Origin of the sequence: Pseudactinotalea sp., from assembly GCF_048594945.1 — a bacterium.
Classification (GTDB): Bacteria; Actinomycetota; Actinomycetes; order Actinomycetales; family Beutenbergiaceae; genus Pseudactinotalea.
Genome location: NZ_JBMDXJ010000138.1, coordinates 1 through 6,354, shown reverse-complemented (window position 1 = coordinate 6,354; position 6,354 = coordinate 1). Strand labels below are relative to the sequence as shown.

4 protein-coding genes and 1 pseudogene are annotated in these 6,354 nt (G+C 69.4%); 1 reads left to right on the top strand and 4 read right to left on the bottom strand.

Features of this window, described 5'->3' with window-relative positions:
* From ACOJSN_RS06545 to ACOJSN_RS06535, 3 genes are all read right to left on the bottom strand, one after another.
* Positions 1-963, bottom strand: a 963-nt coding sequence (locus ACOJSN_RS06545; RefSeq protein WP_420111703.1) for a Gfo/Idh/MocA family protein, incomplete at its 3' end; no start/stop codon positions are given.
* Entirely contained in the window at positions 960-2,519 is a 1,560-nt protein-coding gene (locus tag ACOJSN_RS06540) for an N-acyl-D-amino-acid deacylase family protein (RefSeq protein ID WP_420111702.1), read from the bottom strand. The genes ACOJSN_RS06545 and ACOJSN_RS06540, both read right to left, overlap by 4 nt.
* On the bottom strand, positions 2,516-3,799 hold the full coding sequence (locus ACOJSN_RS06535; protein WP_420111701.1) for an aspartate aminotransferase family protein: 1,284 nt from the start codon (positions 3,797-3,799) through the stop codon (positions 2,516-2,518). Before ACOJSN_RS06535 ends, ACOJSN_RS06540 begins: the two co-directional genes overlap by 4 nt.
* A 361-nt stretch (positions 3,800-4,160) precedes the next feature.
* On the opposite strand from ACOJSN_RS06535, the gene ACOJSN_RS06530 reads away from it, so the two are divergent.
* The gene (locus ACOJSN_RS06530; protein WP_420111700.1) at positions 4,161-6,011 is read left to right on the top strand and encodes a sialidase family protein; all 1,851 of its coding nucleotides are present in this window, start codon (positions 4,161-4,163) and stop codon (positions 6,009-6,011) included.
* A gap of 84 nt (positions 6,012-6,095) precedes the next feature.
* Here the strand turns inward: ACOJSN_RS06530 and ACOJSN_RS06525 are convergent.
* A pseudogene (locus ACOJSN_RS06525) lies at positions 6,096-6,354 on the bottom strand (hypothetical protein); the annotation flags it as partial.

The window sequence follows — 6,354 nt, the reverse complement described above, 5'->3', positions numbered from 1 at the left end:
CTCAGCCGCCACCGCGACAGCGACAGCGGATACCGCCTCTGTCGTCGGTGGGTTCACCGGGGCACGGCCACGCACGGCGTCCGCGAACGCGTCGATCTCGGCCTGGAAGGTCCTGGCGGACGAGCCATCGGGTGCCCACGTCGCAAACCCCTCCTCGGTCCAAGCACGCAGACCGTCGGCGTCCCACGCACGCGTCAGAACCGCCTCGGATCCGACGACTGTCAGCTCGAGCAGGTTCGCTCCGCGCGGCCGCTCCGCCCTACTGATCTCGCACACCGCGGCCGCGCCGGACGCGAACCCGAGCTCCATGACGAGGTAGTCGTGGATCGAGAGCGCTGCACTGGTGGCGTGCTGCCCCGCAGCGAATACGCTCACCACGGGTTCGCCGAGCCACCAGGACGCCAGGTCGACGAGGTGTATGCCGTTGTGCAAGGCATGACCCCCCGACAACGCAGGATCGAGGACCCATGCCTGCCACCCGGGCCAGATCCATCCCCCGTTCATGACCACCCGCACGAACTGGGGCGTCCCCACCGCCCCCCGGGAGATCGCTTCGTGGATGGCCCGGCCCTGATCGGAGAACCGGTGACTGTGTCCGACGGCGAGAGCAAGTCCGCTGTCCCGTGCAAGCGTGGCGAGCGAGCGGGCGTCAGCGACCGTGAGTGCGAGGGGCTTCTCCATCAGGAGATGACGCCCGGCACGCAGCACCTGCTCCCCCAGCTCGCGATGGGTCACGTTCGGTGTGCACACGATCACGGCCTCGACATCAGGGAGGTCGAGCAGCTCGGCGCACGAGCTCACCGCGCAGACACCCTCGGCATGGGCGAGCTGACCGGCACGGTCCGCATCGACATCACACACCGCCACGAGCCGCGCCACATCGCTCGTGCGCAGGGCCGCGACGTGGAGCGCAGCGATGCCTCCCACACCGACGATCGCGACCCCGACCTGATCCGTTCTCATGCTGCGTCCTTCCTGATGAGCCGCCCTGGTCTCGCGGTCGTGCGCCGTCCGTGGCTCAGGACTGCCGTCCCGCGAACCAGGACGTGATCGACTCCGACCGCCGGGACAGCCGGCCGGGGATACGTGGCCTGCGAGTCGAGCGCCGCCTCGTCGAGGACGACGATGTCGGCGACCGCGCCGCGCTGGAGAACTCGGTTCAACCCCACGCGCGCGGCGGGGGCAGCACTCATCCGGCGGATAGCCTCCCCGATCGGGACGCCCAGCGCCCGCATCCGACGGTAGGCGGCGGGAAAGGTCCCCCACGAGCGCGGATGCGGCACCGACGACGTGTGCTCGGACTCCAGCGCCGTGCCGTCGGAGGCGACGCTCACCCACGGCATCGACAACACGTGATCGACATCCGGCCACCGGCCGCTCACGACAGCGACGTCGACGAGCCCGTCGTTCGCGGCCAGCAGCTCGACCAGCCAGAGCCATGGGCCGGCGGCGCCATCGGCCGCGGCCGCCGATCTCCCGACTACATCAGGAGTCGCTGTCGCCTTCATCACGGTGATGTCCTCGGCGGGGTAGCCGCACGAGGCGAGAGCCCGGGCAGTGCATGTGGGCTCCGCATGGCATGCCGCTGCCACGGCGCGGGGACCGCGGGCACGCAGCTCCCTCGGAAGCAGCTGCGTCAGGGTCGTGTGCCCTGCCGTGTACGGGTAGGCGTCGGCGGCGAGGTCGACCACCTGGCGGCGCTGGCCGAGGTCGTCGACGACGCGGGTGAAGTCCGCACTCTCGCCGACCGCCCTGAGGTGGGAGAGCTGGACTCGCGAGCCGGTGGACTCCGCCACGTCGACCACCTCGGCTGCAGCCGCGCGCAGCTGCGATCCACGGTAGTCGCGCAGATGCGCCGTGAGGAGTGCATCCACTCGTGCTGCGACGCCAGCGACGGCCACGAGCTCAGCAGTATCGGCGTGCTCACCCGGCGGGTACATCAGACCGAGGCTGACACCGAGGCACCCAGCTTCGATCGCATCCTCGAGGAGCCTCACCAGCCGTGCGCGCTCGTGGGCCCGCAGTGGCCCGCCGCGCATGCCCGCGACGGCGAACCGCGCCGCGCTGTGCCCGACGAGCGCGGCGACGTTCGTCGCGGTGGGGGTCCCATCCAGCACGGCCAACCAGGAGGCGACGTCGTGCCACTGCCACGGTCGCCCGGGAACGACGTCGATCGTTGCGATCACCTCCGCGAGGCCGTGGCGATCACCGTTGCCCGGCGCCGGAGACATCCCGCAGTTGCCCACCACCTCGGTCGTGATCCCCTGGGTGACGCGGCTGGCGTTGCCGGGGTAGGCGAGCAGGCTCAAGTCGGAGTGGCTGTGCAGATCCACGAATCCCGGTGCGACCACTCGACCGCTTGCGTCGAGAGTCCGCGCGTCGTAGCCACCGGCCGGCCGGGCAGCGAGCGGCACCAGGTCGGAGACGGTGTCGCCGCACAGCACGACATCGGCGGCTGCCGGCTCACCGCCGGTGCCGTCGGCAACCACGCCGCCTTCGATCACGAGCGTCGGGCTCACCGCGCCCTCTCCGCGCCGGCGAGGTCGCCATCGCGCAGCATGACTCGCAACACCTGGTCCGCGACCTCGAGGGTGCGGTCGACATCATCAGCAGTGTGCGCGAGCGACAGGTGGTTGCGCTTGAGCGCCATGGGGTACATGAGGAAGCCGCGCTCACTCATGCGGCGGTGGAAGGTCAGGTACGCGTGATCGTCGTTTCGAAGGAGGTCGCGGTAGCTACGCACCGGGCCGTCGAGGAAGTACGTGACGAACACCGAGCCGAGACCGGTGGTGGTGGCCGGGACGCCGAGGTCACCGGTGATCTCACGCAGACCCGCCCGCATCCGGTCTCCGAGTCCGTAGACGTGCTCGTAGAAGGCGACCTCGGGGTCCTTCAGCACGGAGATCGTCGCGATCGCCGCGGCCGTGGCCGAAGCGGTCCCGTTGAATGTCCCCGCCAGCATGACGGGGCCACCGGCGGAGCTGAACTCTGACAACAGATCCGCCCGGCCAGCGAGTCCCGCGATCGGGTAGCCGTTGCCCACCGCCTTGCCGAAGGTCGTCAGGTCAGGCGTGACTGCGCTGAGCTCTTGGAACCCGCCCAGGGCGTGACGGAATCCGCTGATGACCTCGTCGAACACGAGCAGCGCGCCGTGCTGCGAGGAGAGCTCGCGCAGTCCTTCGAGAAAGCCTGGCTCGGGCAGCAGCGCGCCGACGTTGTGGGGGGTCGGCTCGAGAAGGACGGCGGCCACCTCCCCGGAATGCTCCTCGAGGAGAGACTGCACCGAGGCCAGGTCGTTGAACTCGGCGACGAGTGTGTGCTCGAGCGCATCGGGGAGGATGCCGGAGGAGAGCGGGTCCCAGCGCCCGGTTCGCTCGGGCGGCGAGATCACGTTGCGTGCCACGGCGTCGTAGCTGCCATGGAAGCAGCCTTGGAACTTCAGGATTCGGCGGCGGCCGGTGACGGCCCTGGCCAAGCGCACCGCCTGAGCCACGGCCTCGGAGCCGCTCATGGTCGAGATCGTCATCTCGGCGCAGGGAATCGCCTCGACGACGAGCTCGGCGAGCTCGACCTCGAGCGCGGTGACGCCGAGGCCCACCAGGTCCATACGTGCCGCTGCCGCGGCAGCAGGGCGCGCGACCCGCTCGTCGGCATGGCCCAAGAGCACCGCGCCGAACGCGGCGTGGAAGTCGAGGTAGTCCCGACCGTCGAGGTCGACCACGCGAGCGCCTCGGGCCGAGTCGAACGCCCATGGCGGGCCGATCCGTCGAGTCGCGGAGTTCACGCCGCCGGGGATCACGCGCGCAGCTCGTGCAGCCAGTGCCCGCCCACGGCGAACCGGTGACCGCATCTGCGCCCCTGGACGGATGCCATCGACGTCAGAGGCTCGCTGCCGGTTCTGGGAGTCGGCTGGAACAGACCGCGGGCGGTCCTCATCCGAGCTCGCGGGCCCCCGATCGGGGCCCGCGGTCGGCGTGGCATGGCGTTCCATGTTGCCATCATGACACCTCGCGGGCGATCGAGACATCGATTTCACGCACTTGTTACGCAAGCGAGACGGATTGCGTTTCCGCTCTTCCGATATCCGGCCCGTTGATGTAGAACAGTGTTCCACGTTGGCCCCCAGTGCGACGAAGCGCATTCAGACGACAGGAGAGCACGTGCACAACTCCACACGACACCGACGCAGACCGGCGTTCGCCGCTGCCGTCGCCGGTCTCGCGACGGCCTTGCTCGTGGCCATGACACCGGCGGCGAGCGCCCACGGTGGCCCCGGTGGTCACGGCGGCCAGAGGGAATGGTCGTTCGAACACGATGCGGTCGGCTCGATCCCTGCCGACTGCCGCACCCCAGAGGGCGCCGTCGCCGCCGCGGTCACCGCCGATGACGCCTACCGCGGCCACAGGTCATTGCGTGTGCGGGACGACAGCGACAGCGCACAAGCCGTGATGATCTGCGACGGCGACGAGCAGCACGGGGCCGATCTACGGCTGCAGATCAAGCCTGAGCAGCTCACTCAAGGTGTGCTGCTGTCTCTGCTGGGGCGCATCGAGGGCAGGACAGACTCCACCACCCCGGTCTTCCACCTGTGGCTCAAGCCCGACGGGTCGCTGTGGTGGTTCGACGGGCTCGCGCAGGACTCCCTGGGATGGACTCAGCTGGGAGCTGCCGGAACCGTTCGCGCAGACCGTTGGAACGCCGTCGCGGTGCAGGTGACCCGCGACATGGAACGCGCGCTCGTCTACGTCGGCGATCACGCTCGCCCGGGCAAGCCGCATCGTCACGACTACGTCGGACCGACCGGACCCGTGGGCATCACGCCCGTGGCAGCGATCACGGGTTTTCAGCTCTCCAGTCCGGGCAGCGCCACGACAGGCGACTCGATGCTCGTCGACGACATCCGCTTCGCAGACGGGCGGCACACCGCCAAGCCCCCGCGCGAGCGAGTCTTCTCGGTCTCCGAGCCCGTGACGATCGACTCGACGTCGGAGGGCTTCATGCAGATGCCCAACACAGCGACCGTACAGACGACTGCCACCGGCGAGCAGGAGGTGCTGGTGGGGTATCCCGTGCACGGCGACGCCACCCATGACACCGGCACCGCGCTTGCGGCCTCTGTCGATGCGGGGCAGAGCTGGACAGAGGTCGACGAACGGAACCCGTTCCCGGACGAGCAGTCCTTCTACTTGTCCGCGCTGGACGACGGCACCCTGCTCGCGGTGAACTATCACACCTTCATGGTCGAGGACTCTGGCGAGAAGCAGGCCGTCGTACCGACAGCGGTGTCCGAGGATGGTGGCCTGACCTGGCAGCATCGCGAAGGCCTGATGACGGCCCCGGAGGCGATGCGACCGATCTCCGACGCCACCAGCAGACCCGGATCTCGCCTCGGCGGGTTCGTGCTGGTGCACTCGGTGGTCGAGGACGACGGCACCCTCTACCAGTCTGGTTACGGGTACTACGAGAACGACTCGCGCTACCGTTCGGTGCTGCTCGCCTCCACCGACGGCGGGATCAACTGGGAGGTCCGCTCCACGGTCGCGGTGGACCCTCATCTCTCCGACCACCCACGGTACGAGGGGTTCGGCGAAGCGGCGTTCGCCATCACCGGCAGCGGTGACATTCTCGCCGTCATGCGAACCGGGAACTATCAGCCGCTCTACCAGGCGACCTCGTCGGACGACGGGCACAGCTGGTCCGCGGCCCAGCCCGTCGTCGCCGGGCCGAACGAGATCCCGGTCGTCGGGGTGTTCCCTGACCTGCTGCCGATGCCGGACGGCACCATGGTGCTCTGGGTCGGCCGACCGGGGCAGTCTCTGCTCGCGTCACCGGATGGCGAAGGCCAGTCGTGGAGCACGCCGACGGTCGTCGACTACATGAACTCAGGCAACGGCTCATTGGTCTCTCTCGGCGGCGACCGGATCCTGACGTTCGGAGACCGCGGAGCCGACTGGACTCCGAACACGCAGTCGGTCAAGTCGATCTGGGCCCGCGAGGTCCGGTTGCTCTGAGACCACGGCAGCTGCCTCGGTCCGGTGCGCCCGTCGGGCAACGCACCGGCCCGAGGCGAGCGAGCACCCCCGCGCACCGAGGCGTCAGCCGTGCAGGCGCGAGCGCAGCAGTCGGCGGTAGACGTCGACTCCGGAACGGAGAGCCTCGTGGAACCGCGCGTCAACCAGCGGCCCGGTGAGCTGCGTGATCGCGACCGGCAGGTTGGACCCCACCACCGAGCGCTGGTGGGTGAAGCGGTCGAAGCCGTAGCGGCCGTGATAGTTCCCGATCCCGGAGCGGCCGACGCCGCCGAACGGTGCTCCTGGCGTGAACGAGCTGAGTGCCCAGTCGTTGCGGGCGACC